Source organism: Neoakkermansia glycaniphila (assembly GCF_001683795.1).
GTDB lineage: Bacteria > Verrucomicrobiota > Verrucomicrobiia > Verrucomicrobiales > Akkermansiaceae > Akkermansia > Akkermansia glycaniphila.
In genome coordinates this window covers 1-17,253 of record NZ_LIGX01000001.1, presented here as the reverse complement: position 1 = coordinate 17,253, position 17,253 = coordinate 1, and the positions used below count along the sequence as shown (strand labels likewise).

The 17,253-nt window shown below is 57.4% G+C and carries 13 protein-coding genes; 4 read left to right on the top strand and 9 right to left on the bottom strand.

All coding sequences use genetic code 11. From position 1 onward, the window contains the following. Positions 1–39 precede the first annotated feature (39 nt). Together AC781_RS00065 and AC781_RS00060 are read right to left on the bottom strand one after the other, a co-directional pair. Entirely contained in the window at positions 40–1,248 is a 1,209-nt protein-coding gene (locus AC781_RS00065) for a serpin family protein (RefSeq protein ID WP_067771546.1), read from the bottom strand. A 110-nt stretch (positions 1,249–1,358) separates the two neighbouring features. Continuing rightward, positions 1,359–2,522: a serpin family protein gene (locus tag AC781_RS00060; RefSeq protein WP_067771540.1), complete on the bottom strand. Its 1,164-nt coding sequence runs from the start codon at positions 2,520–2,522 to the stop codon at positions 1,359–1,361. A 204-nt stretch (positions 2,523–2,726) separates the two neighbouring features. Here AC781_RS00060 and AC781_RS00055 point away from each other — a divergent pair, with 204 nt between their 5' ends. After that, a complete protein-coding gene (locus AC781_RS00055) occupies positions 2,727–3,032 on the top strand; it encodes a DUF6506 family protein (RefSeq protein WP_067771538.1) in 306 nt (101 codons plus the stop codon). 69 nt (positions 3,033–3,101) lie between these two features. On the opposite strand, the gene AC781_RS00050 is transcribed toward AC781_RS00055, so the two are convergent. Genes AC781_RS00050 through dnaB form a run of 3 tightly spaced genes read right to left on the bottom strand, consistent with a single transcriptional unit; the run spans position 3,102 to position 6,865 of the window. Then, entirely contained in the window at positions 3,102–4,091 is a 990-nt protein-coding gene (locus AC781_RS00050) for an Lnb N-terminal periplasmic domain-containing protein (RefSeq protein WP_067771536.1), read from the bottom strand. Between the two features lie 9 nt (positions 4,092–4,100). Then, positions 4,101–5,417, bottom strand: a complete 1,317-nt coding sequence (gene bioA / locus AC781_RS00045) for an adenosylmethionine--8-amino-7-oxononanoate transaminase (protein WP_067771533.1) — start codon at positions 5,415–5,417, stop codon at positions 4,101–4,103. Between the two features lie 14 nt (positions 5,418–5,431). Then, positions 5,432–6,865 carry a replicative DNA helicase gene (gene dnaB, locus AC781_RS00040; protein ID WP_067771978.1) on the bottom strand — a complete coding sequence of 478 codons (1,434 nt, stop codon included), beginning with the start codon at positions 6,863–6,865 and terminating at the stop codon, positions 5,432–5,434. Between the two features lie 208 nt (positions 6,866–7,073). On the opposite strand from dnaB, the gene AC781_RS00035 reads away from it, so the two are divergent. Then, on the top strand, positions 7,074–7,694 hold the full coding sequence (locus AC781_RS00035; RefSeq protein ID WP_067771975.1) for a peroxiredoxin: 621 nt from the start codon (positions 7,074–7,076) through the stop codon (positions 7,692–7,694). Positions 7,695–7,991: 297 nt separating this feature from the next. Here the strand turns inward: AC781_RS00035 and smpB are convergent, their stop codons facing one another. Continuing rightward, positions 7,992–8,450: an SsrA-binding protein SmpB gene (gene smpB, locus AC781_RS00030; RefSeq protein ID WP_067771530.1), complete on the bottom strand. Its 459-nt coding sequence runs from the start codon at positions 8,448–8,450 to the stop codon at positions 7,992–7,994. Between the two features lie 86 nt (positions 8,451–8,536). Next, positions 8,537–8,803: a DNA-directed RNA polymerase subunit omega gene (locus AC781_RS00025; protein WP_067771527.1), complete on the bottom strand. Its 267-nt coding sequence runs from the start codon at positions 8,801–8,803 to the stop codon at positions 8,537–8,539. Between the two features lie 158 nt (positions 8,804–8,961). On the opposite strand from AC781_RS00025, the gene AC781_RS00020 reads away from it, so the two are divergent. Both AC781_RS00020 and AC781_RS00015 read left to right on the top strand, forming a co-directional pair. Beyond that, complete coding sequence (locus tag AC781_RS00020; protein ID WP_067771525.1) at positions 8,962–9,792, top strand: hypothetical protein; 831 nt, start codon at positions 8,962–8,964, stop codon at positions 9,790–9,792. Positions 9,793–9,894: 102 nt separating this feature from the next. Continuing rightward, a complete protein-coding gene (locus tag AC781_RS00015) occupies positions 9,895–10,353 on the top strand; it encodes a nucleoside-diphosphate kinase (protein WP_067771522.1) in 459 nt (152 codons plus the stop codon). A gap of 338 nt (positions 10,354–10,691) precedes the next feature. On the opposite strand, the gene AC781_RS00010 is transcribed toward AC781_RS00015, so the two are convergent. After that, positions 10,692–11,318: a tetratricopeptide repeat protein gene (locus AC781_RS00010; RefSeq protein ID WP_067771519.1), complete on the bottom strand. Its 627-nt coding sequence runs from the start codon at positions 11,316–11,318 to the stop codon at positions 10,692–10,694. 64 nt (positions 11,319–11,382) lie between these two features. Next, positions 11,383–17,121, bottom strand: coding sequence for an RHS repeat-associated core domain-containing protein (locus AC781_RS00005; protein ID WP_067771516.1), 5,739 nt, complete (start codon positions 17,119–17,121; stop codon positions 11,383–11,385). Between the last annotated feature and the right edge of the window lie 132 nt (positions 17,122–17,253).

Sequence of the window (17,253 nt, the reverse complement as noted above, 5' to 3'; positions counted from 1 at the left end):
TAACAAGAGTGTTACAGCTTCACGCAATCGGCTGTCCGGTTACGGTTCGCGGACGATGCCCATGAAGAGGGGGGTGCAGGTGGGCTCGTCGCGGTCGGCAACGACGATCCATACGAATGGTCTGTCGAACCGGAGGACGAGGGGATGATCCGTTCTCATTTCGACCGGGCCGTCTCCCCAAAATGCTACCGCCGCCGTGGCTGCCGCCGCTTCCGTGCCTTCCTCATCCACCGAAATGAGGCATTTTTGATAGGCGGCGGAGAGCTGCAACGGAGTTTTGTCCGAAGAAATGCCGGAGAAGTCCGCATTGGGCGTGAAGGCGTTTTTCATACCGAGCGCAATCAGTGTCTGTCGCATGTCGATATCCATGGTGTATTTGAATTTCGGCAAAGCCAGAGCAACGACGGGTCGTTTACTTTCGATTCTTGTTTTGTTGAGATGACGGCGGATTTCGGTGAGTTTGGATGCATCCAGCTTGCTGACGAATTCATCGACGGAGACCCCTTCGGGCGGCAGGATGGCGATCATGCTTCCTTTTGTCCATGGCTTTTTGACTTTCTCCCGGTTCTCGATGGCTTTATCGTCTGGCATGTAGGGAAGTTCGATGGCGCTGTATGCCTCGGTCTTGCTGCAGGTGAACCTGAAACTGTGGTGCATCATGGGGACTTGCTTCACGGTGCCGTCGGTCAGGGTGAATGCTTCCGGCTTCGTGTTGTCCGGAAGGAATTCCATTTCCCATTTGTTTTTGAAACAAACGGCATTGACTGCGACGAGGCGGGTGTTTTGTACGATGCTGCCGCTGGGCAGGATGTTGTCGATGCGCCGATGGGTGGCCTTCGAGACCCATTGGTTGATGGTGTCGCGTGCTGCGCCGGGATTGTTCCGGAAGTCGATGGATGTGACCGCTCCTTTCGGTACTGCGGCCTTGTAGGCTGCATTCAGGGGTAGCTGTGAGTCTACATAGATGCGGTTCGCCGTTTCAAGGGCGAGAGTTGTTTTTTCTGCCAGTGTCTGGAGTCCGGAGGTGCTGGAGAGGAGGGTTTTTATCTGGGCCAGCGTTTCGTGCGCAGCTCCGGGTTCGAGGAGCCGGAGGGTTCCGGCTGCGGAATAGGGGGAGATGCAGATGTTTCCCTGTTGGGCCTTGGCTGTTTGTTGCAGTAGTTCAAGGCCGAAATTGCGGGTTTCGTCGGCAACTGCGGTGGTGAGGCCGATGGTGGCTGCGAGCAGGAGTGGGGCGGTTTTGTTCATGTTGTCAGGAGTTTGGAATAATGCACAGAGTTTCTGTGTCTGTATGATAATAGATGTTCCTTGGCGGCAATCAAGGAGGAAATGGAGGGTCTCGCCGTTTGGATCGGGTATCACGGCTCCCGGACGATGCCGAGGATGAGGATGGGGGTGGCGGGGTCGGGTGAGTTCGGGACGATGAGCCAGAGGAAGGGGCGGTTGAGTTTGAAGTCGAGCCGTGGCGGTGCGCCGAAGGGGGCGTCGGCACTGGATGCTGCTGTGACGACGGTGCCTTTTTCATCGATGGCGATGTTGCATTGGTGGTGGAATCCGTTGATTTTGAGCCCGGGTGTAGGCGAGATGCCGGAGAAGTCGGCGGTGTCCTGAAAGGCATTCGGCATGCCCATGGCGGGCAGGGCTTTGGAGAGGTCGAAGGTGGATGAGATGGTGAATTTCGGGATGGCGAGGACGATGTCGCGCAGGTTGCGCCCGTTTTGCGATGCGGCGAGTTTTTTCCGCATGTCGGCGATGGTTTCCGGTGTGAGGGTGGAGATGAAGTTTTCGATGGCTGTGCCTTCGGGCGGGAGGATGGCGATCATGCTGCCGGGAGCCTGTGCGGAGCTTTCGGGCGGGGTGCGGTACGGCAGTTCGACGGCACTGTATTGAGGGTCGATTACGTAGTTGAAGGAGGCTACCTTGTGCATGGTCGGCACGGTTTTCGTGGTGCCGCTGGGCAGGGTGAAGGGGCGGGGGACGGTGTAGTGTTTGGCGAAGGGGGTGAGCCAATGGCTCCGGTACCGGAGTGCGGAGACGGCGATGAATGCAGTATTGCCGCTGACGGAGTCGGGAGGGAGGAGTTCGCGGATGGCGTCGGATGTGGAGGTGCGGATGTAGTTGTTGATGGCTGTGCGGGCTTTGTCCGGCGCATTGCGGATGTCGAGGCTGATGAGGGTCTGTTTCGGCCATGCGTTGCGGAATCCCTGTTTCAGGGGGAAGCTGGCGTCCACATAGATTTGTGCGGTCTGGAGGGAGTTTCCTTTTTGCTGGCGCAGGGAGGGTAGCCAGGGTTTGGTGCCGCCGAGGGTGTCGGCAATTTGCTGCCGGGTGGCGCCTGCAGCTCCTTTTTCCAGGATGAGGAGGGGTGCGGCTGCTGAGCAGGGTGCGATGCAGATGTTGCCCTGGTGCTGTTTGTCCGCCTGTTTCAGCAGTTCGAGGCTGAAGCGGTTCGGTTCGTCTGCGGCGGCGGGGTGCAGGGCGGTCAGCAGGGCGAGGGCGGCGGTTGTACGGATGTGTTTCATGTGTGGATGCGGTGTGGGGTTTAATGTTTCGGGGTGGGAGTTTTGATGTTCATGGGCGATGCCGATGAATCGAGCTCAAGTCATGTTCGGGACTTTACTTGCATAAGGAAAGCATATATACAGGCTTCGTTTTTTGGATTCCAAGAACATGGCTTTTCCAAAACGGAAATGGCATTGGGGTTTTTTTAACTGAAAATACTTATTATGGCAACAACAAAAGCAGCTTTCATTTATATCGCTCCGGAGAATGACTATAAGGAGCATCATGCGTTTATCGATTCTCCGGTTGTCAGCTTGGCTGTTGTCGGAGTGAAGGATTATGAGGAGGCGGAACGGGTGGCTCAGGATTTGGTGAACCAGGGCGTGACTGCAATCGAGCTGTGTGCCGGGTTCGGCTTCAATGGTGTGGCGCGTATCAGCAAGGCAGTTGAAGGCAAGGCGCTTGTCGGGGTGGTGAGGTTCGATCTTCACCCGGCTTTCGGTCATCAGAGCGGTGACGGGGTGTTTTAAGCTGCCATTGCCTTGCGAGCAAGGTTCTTTTTGAAACGAGGCGAGGGTCGTCGCTTCGTGGGGTAGCGGTCAGGAAGCTTCCATGATGCCGATGTGCTGCCGGATGGCTTCGGAGTAGTGTTCCGGGGCGTTTTTGGAGGTGTCGTAGGGGACGAAGGAGCGTTTTTTAAGTTGGTCGAAGGTTTCTCCGGGGCGGTGCTGGAGTGCGCCGCGGTCGAAGGCTTTCTGGTCGATGAAGCCGTTGAGGAGGATGATGGGGTTGGTGCGGATGCCGGGGGTGGCTTTTTTGAGGGAGGGGAGGAGTTCCGTGGTGCAGTTGTGGAGGAGGGTGTTGTAGAATTCGGGGTGTTTATGGAGGGCGTTGGCGCGTTCGACGAAGTCGGTGAGGACGGTGCGGATTTGAGCCGGGGTCATGTTGAAGCGGTAGAGGTAGAGGTCTTCGGGGCGGTAGTTGGAGCGGAGGGCGAAGATGTCCGGTTCGGTGGCGAAGATGTAGATGAAGCCGAAGCGTTTGTAGAGTCCGGCGATGGTGCCTTGGGGCGTTTCGGAGTCGAGGCGGGTTTCGCAGGAGAGGGCGAGCTGGCGGCCGTCCGAGAAGCCGAAGGTGAGCATGGTGTGGGCAACGGCTTCCATGCCGTCCCAGTGGCAGACGGCGAAGTCGAGGGTGCGGAGCCGGGCGAGGTCGTAGGTTTGGGTGATGTAGCGGACGTCGTAGTCGTCGACGCTGCGGTAGTTGAAGTCGCGGATGTCGTGCAGGGTGAGGGTGTTTCCTTGGATGGTGCCGTAGGGGAGGCGGCTCCATGAGGGGAGCCAGGGACGGTCGTTGGTGGGGGTGATGCAGAGGTATCCGATGTTGAGGATGGCAGCGAGCGCCCAGAGGCCGGGGATGCTCCATTTCCACCGGCGGTAGTAGACGGCTGCGGCGATGCCGCCGAGGTAGAGGGTGAGGAAGAGCCAGACGAGAGGGAGGCAGTACCAGACGATGCCCGCGCTCCACAGGAGGACGATGCCGAGCAGGATGAGGTGAAGGATGCGGAGCGTTTGGCGGAGGGCGGGCATGCGGGGGTGTCAGCAGGAGGTGAAGGCGTCCCGGATGCCTGCATCAAGCGCGTTGAAGGCGAGGCGGAGTTCGTCTTCGGTGATGCAGAGGGGGGGCATGAGGACGACGGTGTCGTGGACGACGGGGCGGGTGAGGAGGCCGTGCGGGCGCATGGCGACGCAGGCTTTTTCTCCGGCGCGTTCTTCGGGGGTGAAGGGGGAGCCGTTTTCGCGGCAGAGGTCGATGCCGAGGATCATGCCGGTGGCGCGGACGGCGGAGATGAAGGGGTTGGTGTGGAGGAGCTGCTGCGAGAGTTCGTCGATGAGGCGGATTTTGGGCGGCAGTTGTTCGAGGGTGCGTTCCTGTTCGAAGATGTCGAGGGAGGCCATGGCGGCGGCGCAGCCGATGGGATGGGCCGTGAAGCTGTGGCCGTAGTAGAAGGTTTTGCCTTCGGTGGGTGCGCCGAGGAAGGCATTGTAGACTGTTTCGGTGGTGAGGACGGCGGCCATGGGGGTGTAGCCTCCGGTGAGGCCTTTGGCGCAGCAGAGGAAGTCGGGGATGATGCCTTCTTTCATGCAGGCGAAGAGGTGGCCGGTGCGGCCGAAGCCGGTCATGACTTCGTCGAAGATGAGGAGGATGCCCCGGGAGTCGCACCAGTCGCGGAGTTCGCGGAGCATGCCTTCGGGCCACGGGGTCATGCGGTTGACTCCCTGGATGATGGGTTCGATGACGATGCCGCAGGTTTGGGCGCAGGTTTCTTCGTCGAGGGCGCGGAGGTCGTCCATGCTGCGGACGTGGGAGACTTCCATGCCGAAGCCCCGGAATTTTTCAAAGAAGGTGCCGACTCCTCCGAGGCTGGCGGCTCCCATGGTGTCGCCGTGGTAGCAGTTCGAGAAGGCGATGAAGCGGCGGCGGCGTTCTTTGCCGGGGGTTTGGATGGAGGATTGGAAGGCGAGTTTGAGGGCGGATTCGAGGGCGGTGGAGCCGTCGTCCGAGAAGAAGACGCGGGTGAGGGTGTTTTCCGGGAAGTACGAGACGAGGCGGGCGGCGAGTTCGGAGGCGAGGCCGTGCCCGAAGCCGAGGAAGGAGCTGTGCGCGATTTTGTCGAGCTGCGCCTTCATGGCGTCGATGAGGCGGGGGTGGCTGTGGCCGTGGATGTTGACCCAGATGGAGCTGTTGCCGTCGATGTATTTGCGGCCGAGGCTGTCTGTGAGCCAGACTCCCTCTCCTTGTTCGATCATGAGGATTTCGCTTTCCTGCCCCCAGATGCTTTGGGGGTTGAAGGGGTGCCAGCAATGCGCGAGGTCCTGCGCGATCCAGTGGGAGGTTTGTTCCTGCGGTGTCATGATGAAAAGGGGCGTTATTCGCCGGAGCCTTCTTCATCCTGACGGGTGGAGAAGCGCATGAGTTCGGCTTCGAAGTAGAGGGGGACGTCGCCGGTGGGGCCGTTGCGGTTTTTGGCGAGGAGGAGGTTGGCGTGTCCGGCGCGCTGCTGGCGTTCTTCGTCGTTTTCCGCATAGTAGGCGGAGCGGTAGAGGAGGCCGATCATGTCGGCATCCTGTTCGATGGCTCCGGATTCGCGGAGGTCGGACATGCGGGGTACGCCGAGGCTGCCGCCGGTGCGGTTTTCCGGGCCGCGGTTGAGCTGGGCGAGTACGATGATGGGTACCTTGAGTTCCTTGGCGAGGGATTTGAGGCCGCTGGAGATTTCGGCGATTTCGCGTTCGCGGCTGTTCTGGGCCTGTTTGGTGTGCGAGCGCATGAGCTGGAGGTAGTCGATGCCGATGGCGGCGAGTTCCCCCTGGTCGCGCAGGACGCGGCGTGCCTTGGCCCGGAGTTCGTTGATGGAGATGGCTGCGGTGTCGTCCAGTACGAGGCGGGATTTGCGCAGGACGCTGACGACGCGCGCGAAGTGTTTTTGTTCCTGCTGGGTCATGGAGCCGCGGGCCATCATTTCTGCGCGGCGGATGCCGCTGCGGGCGAAGATGAGGCGTTCGACGAGCTGGACGGAGGGCATTTCGCAGGAGAAGATGAGGGAGGGCTTGTTCAGGTCGAGCGCGATGTGCTCCATCATGTTGAGCAGGAAGGATGTTTTACCCATGGAGGGGCGGGCTGCGACGACGAAGAGTTCACCGGCCTTGAGGCCGTTGCTCATGCGATCAAGCTTTTCGAAGCCGGTGGTGATGCCGAGGATGCCGCCTTTTTGCGCGAGGAAGCGTTCCATGTTCGTGACGGCTTCGGCGATGACCGTGGAGAGGGATTGTTCCTCCCCGTGTTTCATTTTCTCGCGGATGCCGAGGACGTCCTGTTCCACGGAGTCGAGCAGTTCGGCGATTTCCTCTTCGGCGGCGAAGGCCTTTTCCATCGAGCGCGAGGTGGTGGCGATGATGGAGCGGAGGACGTATTTTTCCTGCAGGGTTTCGAAGTGCGGGTCGAACAGCGCGGTGTTCGTGGTGTAGGAGTAGATTTCGGTGAGTCCCGCGAGCCCGCCGACGGCTTCGAGCTGGTGCTTGTCCGTCAATTCCTGTGCGACGGAGGTGATGTCGAGCGGCTGGTTTTTGTTGTAGCGGTCGAGGAAGATGTTCCAGAGCAGTTTGTGGGCCGGTACGTAGAAGTATTCTTCCCCCATGCCTTTCGTGATGCAGCGGCCCAGGATGTACGAGGGGTCGATGGTCATCATGGAGAGGACGCTTTTTTCGACGCGCGGCGCCTGAGGCACGGTGCGGGATTCCGGTGAGGACGCCGGAGCTTTCGTCAGCTCAAGGGGAGAGAAGGAGGTGGCATCGTTACTCATGGAATCGGAAGGGAAAAGGAAGCGATGAAGCGGAGGACAGGCTACCATAAAGCCGCGTATGGTGTCAAGCCGGCGACCCGGAAACCGGAGGGCGGAAGGATGACGGTTAAATTTTTGAATGATTATAAAAAGTCGCGATTTGCTCTTGACGGATGAAGAAGATGTATGCGATATTACATCCGGCAAAAGAAAAGCCATATTCAATAATATGTTAGTAGGAAAAAAAGCACCCGCAATTAAGGCAAGCGCAGTTGTGAACGGCGCAATCGTCGAGAATTTCTCTCTGGAACAGTATCTTGGCAAGAAGTACGTGCTTCTGTTCTTCTACCCGAAGGACTTCACGTTCGTATGCCCCACGGAGCTGATCGGTTTTCAGGATGCTCTGCCCGAGTTCGAAAAGCGTGATGTGGCCGTGATCGGCTGTTCCACGGACTCCGAATTCTGCCACTGGGCATGGGTCAACACCCCGCGCGTGCAGGGCGGCATTCAGGGCGTGACGTACCCGATCGTCTCCGATATCAACAAGACGATCTCCGAGAGCTACGATGTGCTTGCCGGTGAGCAGTATGTGGATGAAGACGGCGAAGTGCAGACCGTGGGCGATCTCGTTGCCTACCGCGGCCTTTTCCTGATCGACAAGCAGGGCATCGTGCGCCACCAGCTCATCAACGATATGCCCCTCGGCCGCTCGACGGACGAAGCGCTCCGCGTGGTGGACGCTCTCCAGCACTTCGAGCAGTTCGGCGAAGTTTGCCCGCTCGGCTGGCACAAGGGCGCAGAAGCCATGAAACCCAGCCACGAAGGCGTGGCGGAATACCTGAGCAAGTAAGCACGGGCTTTACATTCTCTATGTTCAAGGCGGGGCTCCGGCTCCGCCTTTTTCGTGTGGCAAACGAGGGTTAGCTGCAGATGACACGGATTGGCAGAGATGAAGCAAGTGAAAATCCGGCCGATTGCCGGATTGAGGTATGCTAATGGATATTTATTTTCAATATTTTATTGTTATTTTTGCAAAATATTGAAAATCATGATTTTATTCCTTATCCGGCGGTCAGCCGGATGCGCATAGTCAAAGTCTGTGCCAATCTGCGCACTCTGTGGCTCAAACCGCCGTGGAGACGGATCGTCAGCGGCGGTTGAACCGGGAGACTTCGCGCTGCACTTCGCGCAGTTCGACGCGAGCCTTGAGATCGTAGCGCTGGTCGCGGAACGTTTTGCCCTTGCCGACGCCGATCTCGGCTTTCACCTTGCCGTTCTTCCAGTACAGGCGGAGGAGGGGCAGGGAATAGCCCTTCTGGGCGAGCTTCATTTCAATCTTGAAGATCTCCCGTTTGTGCATGAGCATGCGCCGGGGGCGTTTCGGTGCATGCTGGAAGAACTCGCCTGCCGTTTCCCACGGCTGGATGTCGCAGCCGTACAGGAGGAGCTGCCCTTTCTCGACGCGGGCGAAGGCATCGGAGATGTTCACTTTGCCGGCGCGGATGGATTTCACCTCCGTGCCTTTCAACTCGAGGCCGCACTCATGCTGCTCGAGGATTTCGTAATCGCGGCGGGCTTTTTTATTGGTGGAGATGTCGGAGGCCATTGGTCGGGAGGAAGGTGGGGTGATGAATCGACAAGCGGCCTGAATCGCAAAGACTCAGGCCGCCGTCATGGAAAAACCTGAGGCAATCAGTTGTCGCTGCCGAAGGGGAAATCGTCGTCGCCGGAAGCTTCGTCTGTGGTAGATACGGAGACGGATTCTTCCTTCTTTTGCCAGACGAGCTTGCCTTCGATAATCTCGGTCAGGGCGATATCCCCGGCACCCATGTGCGGAGTCGTCGGAATCAGCGGGGATCGGCCGGAGTTGAGCTGGGCAACGCGCTGGGAGACGATGTTGACCAACAACTGGGGATCTTGAACCACTTGGGCGGCTTTATCAATAAGTTCAGTCTTCATGAGAAAAGGGACACGAGCGGGATTCTGAGCCCGCGAGCGGAAAAACTTAACCGAACGGAGTGGCGGAAGCAAGCCTCGAGTGTGTCAGATGGTAAAATAATTGGTTATGGAAGCCAGCGCTCCTTGACAACCCGTGCCGAAAACGCCATCATCCCCTCATGAAGACGATGCTTCTCGTTCTGCTTTCCGCCGCTGCCGTATCTTGCACCAGCCCCGTGCCGGCTTCCGCTCCTGCGGCGCGAGGGAAAACCGGCGCCGTGCCGCAGGCAGCGCAAGGCAATGCCCTGGTGGATGTGATGGCGCTGGGAGGCCGCATCTGGCAGAATGAATGCGCCGGGAAGCAGGAAGGCCTCGTCTCGTGGAATGCCGGGGAAGAATTTCCTTCGCTCGGCATCGGCCACTTCATCTGGTACCCGAAGGGATACAGGGGGCCGTTCGAAGAAAGCTGGCCGTCGTTCGTCCGGTTCGCTCAGGCGAAGGGCGCTCGCGTACCCTCCGAGCTGCAAGGCACGCCGCCGTGGAGCAGCCGCTCCGCCTTCATGGCTGATGCCCGGAATCCCCGCGTGAATGCAATGCGTGCATGGCTCGCCCAGCCCGGCATCGTGCGGCTCCAGACGGAATTCATCATGGCGCGCTCCCGGCAGGCTCTCCCCGCCATGCTGGCGGCATCGTCGCAGCCCCGGGAGGTAGAAGCCCGGTATCATGCCCTCTCGCGGACGACGGGCGGCATGTATGCGCTGGTGGACTATGTGAACTTCAAGGGCGAGGGAACCAACCCCGATGAACGCTACAACGGGCAGGGATGGGGCTTGCTGCAGGTCCTCGAAAACATGCGCGGGCAGCCGCAGGGCAGCGAAGCCTGCCGCGAATTCTCCCGTGCGGCTGCCGGGGTATTGGCCCGCCGTGTCGCCAACAGCCCGAAAGCCCGTGGAGAACAACGTTGGTTGCAGGGATGGACCAACCGCTGCAAGACCTATGCCGGGGAATGATGGCAGGAAAAAAGTCGTATCAGGCGGTTTTTCTTGCCTTTACGCTTGACAAACGGTGGCGAAGCGAGTATTTCTCACCGCTTCCAAGAAAGAAAATATACTATGCCATACCCCAAAGAAGAAACAACATTGATTCTGTTCAAGCCGGACTGCGTGCGCAAGAATCTCTCCGGCGCCGTGCTGAAGCGTTTCTTGGACGAAGGTTTTCGCATTCGCGGTATCAAGATGATGCAACTGACTGAAGAAGTGCTTCGCGAACATTACGCGCACATCATCGACCTCGTGATCGACGGCAAACCTCTCTTCCCGAAACTGAGTACTTTCATGACCAGCTCCCCCGTGGTCGCCCTGGCTCTCAGCGGCCCCGGCGTCATCGTCCGCGTGCGTGAACTCCTCGGGCCGACCAACTCGCAGAAAGCCGACAAGGGAACCATCCGCGGCGACTTCGGCACAGACAGCATGATGAACATCTGCCACGCCTCCGATTCTCCCGAATCCGCCGATGCCGAACTGCACCGCTTCTTCAAGGAAGGTGAGCTCTTCACCTGCTGCATGGATTGATCTCCGGCAACCTCGAACATTCATTCAACACGCAAACAACCGCTCCATTGCATGGGGCGGTTGTTTGTTTTATCGGGAAGGTAACCTCGGTAATCCGGGCGGAGGATTGGGAATACCCCCACCCGGCAGATGACTGGATGGAATAACGATCCGCTTCTTCCATAACGATGCCGGGAGAAGGGGGAAATCCTTGGAATCAGCAAGGCCGTTTACCTGATGAAAAGCAGGAAGGCGACATGGTAACGATACTTCCAGATGGTATGTATTAAAGATTATTTCAGAAATATAAAATGAATGCGTGTAACTATTTTCTATCTATCGCAATTAATATTAAAATATTATTTTTTTGTTTGTTCTAAAACGTATTCCCGTATTTCGGGTTCTAGGTCTATCCACCTAGGCTGTGTTTTTTCTTGTTGGCAACGGGTGACATATTTCAACGCATATTCCTTCGCTTTCTCAATATTTACTTCTGTACCTGTACCGTCATAATATATGGCATATAAAAATTTATATGCAGTGGAATCTGTGCGTTTTTCAAAACTGGTTATTGACTTTTTAAACCACGATTTGGCCAGTTGCTCGTTATTTCTATAATTCCTGTATAAATGACCGAGTTGCCATTGGGCTTCCGCTAATCCTTGTAATGCTGCCATTTTCAGCCACGATTCGCTTATTTGTACACATTGTTCCTCGTATACAATATACTCATAAAACCAACCCCCTAATTGGTATTGACCCTCCATTTCCCCTTTGATTGCTCGTTGCAACATATCGTCGGGCGGAGCAGGGATTGCGGATCGAAATATGCCTTTTTTATATAGGCGTTTTTGCATTTTCAGCACTTCGTCCACATTAGTCTGCTGTTGTTGCGGTTCATTTGTGCCGTGCATAGACTCGGCCAATAAATACGGTTGTATGATCAATATACCGCCTAGGAATCCTATGATTTTTTTAGTTTGCATTTGTGTTGATTACTTGCCATGCACTTTACCATATTTTGGTAAAGTGCATGAAAATGATGTGTTTTTATTCTCCGAAATAATACGATTTATTTGATATAGTAACTACATGCCCACCATCTTTTGCATCTGTTGCTTCAATATGAAAGCGAATACCAATCAGTCCCGTACGAAAAAGACCAATAGCTAAGCCTCCACCTTGATAACCACTACCGTAGCCAACACGATCTGCCTGAGAGAGTTCATTTATATCCCGGAATCCCAATAGTGTTGGTTTTTCGTGGCCGAGGGAAAAATAGTAGGTTTCTTCAAATGTTTTTTTGTTTTGACATATAATGCGAAAAACACGCACAGTGATTGCTGGAATATCTTGGCGGCGTTTAGCGTAGGCATCCATCACTTTGGTACATGGGTAGGTTTTCCCATTTTTAAGAGTTGTACTGTTGGATGGCTTCCACTTTGCAACAACATAAGCACGTTTGTGTCTACCCAGTGGTTCAGTGAAACATTGTCCATATTTCCATTCGACTATTGTAGACCAAAACCAGCACGTGCGTTCATCAATGTAGGCTTTACCATACATACAGTCACGAACCATTTCTGGTGTTATTTCTTCTCCATCATATTCAGGGCTCGAGTCGTCTATTTTTTTATTATTCGTTTGGCGACTATCTGATTGTCTATTAATGTAAGGCGAAGGGCCCGTATGATAGGGACTACTTGGATCGGAGCTAGCTAATCCTAATTTATCTGTATAGTACAAAGGCCTATTCCCAACGAAGCCGTACAAATTCCATCCCCCTTGTTCAGCGATTGGGTCGCGTGAGGTCCAGCGGCCATCGGTGGGGTTGTAGTGGCGGTAGTTGTAGTAGACGAGGCCGAGGTCTTCGTCGTGGTGTTCGGAGGAGAAGCGGAATGGGTTTTCCTTGGCCATGTCGCCTTCCATGGAGGTGATGTTGCCGTAGGGGTCGTACTGGTAGGATGCACGGCGCAGGCCTTTGCCATCGAAGAGTGAGACGACGTTTTTGCGGAGGTCGTGGGCGTAGTAGAGGGTTTCGCGTGCCGTGCCTTCACGCGTCCACAGGGTGAGGGCGAGGGGGCGTGTGGCGACGGGTTCGGAGGGGTCCCACCGGTAGGTTTTCGCGACGTACAGGGCAGTTTCGTCCGTCGCGTCGATTTCGGCAATTTGCACGTATCCATGATAGATGTAGCGGAGGCGTTTCGTCAAGCCGGAATCATCACTTGTCGCTTTTTCTATGCGGCGGCCCATGAAGTCATAGACGCTGTCGATGCGCCGGTCTCCCTGTTGGAAGGAGGTGGGGCGGTTGTCGGCGTTGTGTTGGGCGTTCCATTCTCCGGTGGCGGTGCGGATGAGCGTTTGGTTGCCTGCGGCATCGTAGGCGGGGGAGAAGGTTGCCTGTCCCTGTGCGGCGATGGAGCTGTACTGGTTGACGAGGTTGGTTTGGTAGGAGGTTGCCGTGGCGTTGTTTTGCGCGGTGATGCGGTTGCCGATGTTGTCGTAGGCGTACGCATGCCGGGTTCCGTCGGTGGATGTTTCACCGGTGAGTTCGCTGCGGCCGTTGTAGGCGTAGGTGCGGGTGACAGTGGGTTTGGTTGATGCGTTGCGGTAGTCGCTTTGGCTGACGGGACGCAGGAGGCTGTCGTAGTCGTAGCGGTAGCGGTCGGGGTGGAGCGCTGTTTGGACGTTGAGGCCGTTGTAGCGGATGTCGGTGATGATGTTGAGGTCGGGGTGCCAGGTGTGTTCGCGGCGGAGGCCGGAGGGGTAGAGGATGTGGTTGAGGAGTCCGCTTTGGGTGTCGTAGGCGTAGGCGAAGCCGGAGGATGCGGCGAGGCGTCCGGCGGTGTCGTAGGCGTAGTCGACGGTGTCGATGGGCACGTTCCTGTGCTTGAGACTGTAGCCGTTCGTGCGGCCCCAGGTGTCGCGGGTATGGGTGAGGATGCTTTCAACGGGGCCTTCCGTTTGTTCGCTTTCCACTTCGCCGTATTGGTTGTAGCGGAAGGTGCGGGCGCCGGAGGCGTCGGTGATCTGGGTGGGCTGGCCGAGGTGGTTGTAGGCGTAGGTGACGGCGGGGGTGTCGTCGTTGTAGGTGGTGCCTGCAAGTTCCCCGGTGAGGGAATGGTAGGTGTAGGTTGCCGTGATATCACGAGCATCTTTTTTGCTTGCAAGGCGGTTGAGGCTGTCGTAGGTGTAGGTGTCTTCTTTGTCGTCCGCGTACCGTTTAGTGATGAGGAGGCCTGTGGCCGCGTCATAGGACCAGAGCGTATGTTCGGCTTCCGGCTGGTTGATAAGGCTGGAAGGATCCGTTTCGATTATCTGGGCCGGATTTTTCCACGTCCACATGTCAGAGATTCGGTTATCGTCGGTGTAGTCCCAGACGATGGGTTGTACGGCTGTGCCGTACTGGGCCGTTTTACGGCTGCGGATGTCGTAGCGGTAGCAGGCGGTTTTGCCCTGCGCATCGGTGATGCAGGAGGGCTGGCCGGTAACGTGGTCGTATGCCGTGGTGGTGGCGTTACCGGCTCCGTCGATGGTTTTGACGGGACGGCCGGCTGTGTCGTATTCGGCGGTGGTAGCGTTGCCACGTCCGTCGGTTTGCGTCATGACCATGCCGGCGGCGGTGTAGCTGCGGCGGTAGTTGGTGACGATGCCGGCGTAGTCCGTGGCATGGATGACGAAGCCGTCCATGCCGGTCTGGCTGGCGACGGCGTCGATGCCCGGCTGGGTGGTATAGCTGATGCGCTGGGTGGGGGTGCCGTAGTGGGTCCACTGGACGCTGCGGTTGCCGCGGACGTCGATGGTGACGGTTTTGGAGGCGAGTTCGAGATCAAGGTCGGAGGTCAGGGTCAATGACGTTTGCGTGAGCGGCTGGCCCTCGGCGTTGTAAGTAGTGGTAGTTTGTTGGCTGTAGACGCCGTCTTCTTCGCAGATGTAGGTTTGAGCGTGTTCCGTGATGCGGGATGGTTTCGGCGAGAGGTCGACGGTTTGTTTGACCATGTTGCCCATGGCATCGTATGCGTAGAGGACGGGGGCAAGGATGGTTGTGTCGGAGCTGCCGCCGTCGGCTTTCGTCTGCTGGCTGACCAGTTGACCTTTGGCGTTGTATTGCGATGTTGTGCTGATCAATGTATCGTCTGCGACTGCAGGGCGGATGTCGTAGACGGTTTGTCCGAAATAGTCGGAGATTGTGTTGCCGATGCGGATCCAGTTGCCGTTTTCGTCTTGTTTCTGCATTTCCGTATACAGGCCTGCCGAGCTCAGGTATTGGATGTGTTTTTCGGCCTGTTGCGCCGTTCCGGTGATGGTGTCGATATTGCCGTCGTTGTGCCTGGCGGTGACAATTGTGGCGCCTGTGGGAGAGGTGACGGTTTCGGTCAGTCCGTCATCACTGTATTCATATCTCGTGGTGCGCCCCAATTCGTCCGTCGTGGAGGCGGTGCGGCCGAGGGCGTCGTACACGGTGGAGGTGGTCGTGGTCATCGGGCCGATGTCCGTGCGCGTGGCGATGGCCCTGCCTGCCGCATCCCTCGTGTAGGAGACGATGGTTTCCGGCGTGGTGGCCGTGGCCGAGCGGATGGTTTCGATGAGCTGGTGCGCAGCGTTGTAGGAGTAGGTGGTGATGACGCCGTCTTCATCGGTCTGGCGGAGGGGGCCGCAGCACATCCATTCGGTGGAGGAGGTGCGTCCGTTGGCCTTGACTGTTTTCGTGCGGTTGCGGTAGGTGTCGTATTCGTATGTTTCACGGGTCAGCAGGGACCATTCGTTGCCGGTGTGTGCGTAGGTTTCCGTGCAGGTGGCGGTGCCGTCTGCTGCCATGTAGGAGACTGTGCGCGTGCTTTGGCCTGCGACGGGCTGGTTGCCGACCTGCTGTTCCGTGGTGATGCAGTAGGCGGCGCCGTGTGCCGTGGTGGCTGCATAGGAGGAGACGGTTTGGATTCCGTTGATGCCTTGGGACATTTTCATGCGCCCGGCGGCAAAGGGAGGCAGTGCATCCGGCCCGTAGTAGACGGAGGATGAGGTTTGTTCCAGCTCGCTGCCCAGAGCCGTTTTTTTGACGGTGACGCTACGTTCCAGTACCGTATTCCAATATTCATATGTTTCTTTGGAGAGTTCGGTTTCTTTGCCGGATGCCGTGCGAATGATTTGCCGGATGGAGGACGGGCGGTAGTCGTTGAAACGAAGATCGGAATAATCAGTGATCTTGACTTGCTCGCAAGTCTCATTCGGCAACGCCTCATCCCGGCCGGACCAGGGAGTAGCTTCCATGATGACACGTCTCTTGCTGTCGTATTGGTAAGAGCAATAGTTTCCATTTTGAAAATCAATCCGGCTGAGGCGCAGGTCTGCGTAGGTGTAGGTGGTCGTCTGTGCGAGGGAGGTGCCGTAGCCTTCCGTACGGCTTGTTTCCTGCCAGATGCCGTCGATCAGTTCGTAGATCTGCCGTGTGCTGGAGGTAGGCGTTGTGTCCCCGCTCGTCATGCGGCGGGTCGTCAGGTGTTCCCATGTGCCGTCGGACTGGATGGTGCGGACGTTGGAGTAGCGGATGCGCCGGTCGCCTTCGCCCGTCGGCATGTCGATGACGGTTTCGTCGGCTGCGAGATAGCGGTCGACGCGGGTGACGGGTGAGCCGGGGCGAACGGCGGTCATCGCGAGATGGCGGTAGGTTTTGCCTTCCTGTGTGGCGTTGTTTTCCTCCAGAGTCCATGTTTTGCCCGGCATGCCGGTGGTGGCGTACCAGTCGCCGGAAGGCGTGACCTGGTTTTTCGGGTACCATTCGAGGACGATGCGCGAGGATGCGGCTGTGCCGTTCCCGGCAGGGATTTCCGTTTCACGGATGTTCAGCAGGCCGTCGAGGTGGTGCCAGATGCCGCTGATGAGGCCGAAGTCTTTTTTGAGGCGCATTTTGCTGCCGTAGGCGGCCAGGTCGACGACGACGCGGTCGGCCGTGACCAGTTGAACAGGTTTGCCGATCTCAGTCGCTGTGGGGACGTTGAAGCGGATGGAGGCTCCGTCTGCCGTGGTGAAGTCCGCATAGACGGGTGTGCCTGTTTTGCAGGGGGTCTTGTCTGCATTGAGGATTTGGACGAGGGAGGAGTACTGGCGGGTGTCTCCGACGCGTTCCGCCGTGTCCTTGCCGCCGGCATATTGGTAATGCAGCGTTTTGCCTGAAGGTTTGACGACGGTGATGATTTTCGAGTAGGGGTCGTGCTGGATGCTCCATTCGGTGACGTGCTGGAAGACGAAGCCGAGCCGGTAGATCAGTGGCATATCCGGGTCGTGCCAGCTGGTGGAATGGGGGTTGAGATCCAGAATCTGGAAGGTGGCCGGGCACCAGCCGGCGATGTCCGGTTCGATGCCGAAGACGATGTTCATGGCGACGTCCTGCGTGCTGCCGAGGTGGTTTTCGGTGAAGAAGGATTCGCTGGCGACGTTGTCTTTGCCGCAGGCGCAGGTGCAGGTGCAGGTGTTGCAGAACTGGTCGTTTTCCGTGTCGGGCTTGTCGTTGTCGTCGCTGGAGGAGTCGTCCCAGTCGCTGGACGAGGAGTCGTCATCGCTGGAGGAAGAATCGTCCCAGTCGCTGGATGAAGAGTCATCGCTGCTGGAGGAGGAGTCGCTGTCCGAGGACGAGCTGTCGGCAGCATGTTCGGTCAAGGCGAATGCCGCGGTATTCGCGTCGCCGGGAATAAAGGGAGCCCAGCCTTCGGGCAGGTAGCCGTTCATGGCGAGGTCGGCTTCGGATTCGACGAAGTCAGGGGAAGGATGGAGGGGGGATTGTTGTGAAGACATGTTGTGTATGTGTGTTGAGGTTTTGTTGCCGGGGCGCCTGCCGGGAGAAGCGATGTCTTCTACCCTGTAAAGCAGGCGCCGTAGGCTTTTTTGTCTATTTTTCTTGTTTTTTAATCGAAAAATGTGTGTTTT